Source organism: Streptomyces sparsogenes subsp. cuspidosporus, from assembly GCF_039532705.1.
Lineage (GTDB): Bacteria > Actinomycetota > Actinomycetes > Streptomycetales > Streptomycetaceae > Streptomyces > Streptomyces sparsogenes.
Window position 1 is genome coordinate 1 of record NZ_BAAASD010000123.1, and the last position, 1,541, is coordinate 1,541.

Below are 1,541 nucleotides of genomic sequence, written 5' to 3' on the forward strand. Positions count from 1 at the left end.
TGGCGGGGTCGGTGAGGGTGTAGTCGCCGTCGGGGTCCCGTTCCAGCGGCCACCTGGGGCCCGCTTCGGGGAGGGTGGGCAGACCGGGGGCCGGGTGCGGATAGGACAGCAGCAGCCCGTCCTCGCTGACGAACACCACGCCCTCGGCGTCGATCTCCAGCCGCTGGTCGGCCGTGCTCGACCACGACGGGCCGAACCAGCCCCCCGCCGTATAGCCGGACTCCACCCGGCGGCGGAACACCAGCGGCAGATCACCGGGCAGGGCAACGTCCGTCTGCGGCAGGAACATCTTGCCCGTCGCCAGATCCACCGGATCCGTGCCGTTGCAGGTCTTCCGGGCGTCCTGGCGCGCGAAGGGGTGCCGTCCCTCCTTGCGCAGCGCCGCCCGCGCCGCGTCCTCTCCGGCCCGGGTCGCCCGCGCGGCCTCCGTCCCGCGCCGGGCGTACGAGGCCGCGGTCATGCCCTCCTTGGCCGCGCCGAGTCCCTTGGTGCCGATCAGTTCGGGCACCAGCCGGCCCAGCCCCTCGCCGGGGTCCTTGGCGAAGGCGTCGAGCATGTTCTTGCCCGCGCCCATCGGGTCGTTGGCCAGCGTGACCAGACCTGCCGCCGTACTGTTCAGATTCGTCACATACTCGGCCGGATGGGTCAGGTTGTACGGGTCCATGGGGTTGAGCTGACGCGCGAAGTTGACCAGCCCCGCCGTCCCCTTGACCACCCCGCCGGCGAAGTGGTCCACGTCCAGTGACAGGCCGTCCAGCCCGTCCTTGACCTGCTCGCTGTAGGAGGGCTTGGGCGGGGCCGCGTCCCGCGCCTGCTCCACCGCCCCGCGCGCCGTCTCCTCCGCCTTGTTCCGCTGCCGCCGCGCCTCGTCCAGGATCTCCTGCGCGGCCTTGGCCTTCGCCGGGCCCGGGTCGTGGAAGGCCCCCGGCTTCTTCGGCTCGGGCCCCGGGTCCTTGCCGTCCTTGACGGCCGCGTTGTAGGTGTCGGCCGCCGTGTTGTACGCCTCCACCTTCGCGTTGTGCGCGGACCGCGCCTCCTCCGACGCCTTCTTCGCCGCCTTGTACGCCTCGACGGCCTCTGCCGCCTGGCCCTGTGCCCACTCCACGGTGCCGGCGAAGCCCTCCAGGGCCGCCGCGGCCTTCTCGCAGGCGTCGGCCGCCTTGAACCACTTCTGCGGTTCGACGGACACCTTCTCGCGGAAGGTGTCCGCGCTCTTACCCTTCAGGTGGGAGGCGTCCAGTCCCTTCAGTCCCCGGCCGACCTGGTCGAACGCCTTCTGGAAGTCGCGCAGGTGGGTGGCTGTGGACCGCAGCTTGCCCGCGCTGCCGAAGACCAGTTTCCTCGGGTCCTCGGTCTCGTCCAGCCGCATCTCGGCCACGTCGGCGCCCAGGGCGTCGGCCGCGGAGCGGGACTTGTCGCGGACCCAGTCGGCCCCGCTCTCCCAGCCGACCTTGTCCAGGCCCTCCGCGGTCTTGTTCCCCAGCCACTCGACACCGTCCCCGACGGCCTCCGTGCCCGACTCGACCGCGTCGTCGAGCCAG

1 protein-coding gene is annotated in these 1,541 nt (G+C 72.2%); it reads right to left on the bottom strand.

Annotated features, from left to right (window positions below):
* A partial coding sequence (locus ABFY07_RS42635) for a putative T7SS-secreted protein (RefSeq protein ID WP_346179605.1) occupies positions 1-1,541 on the bottom strand: 1,541 nt, incomplete at both ends.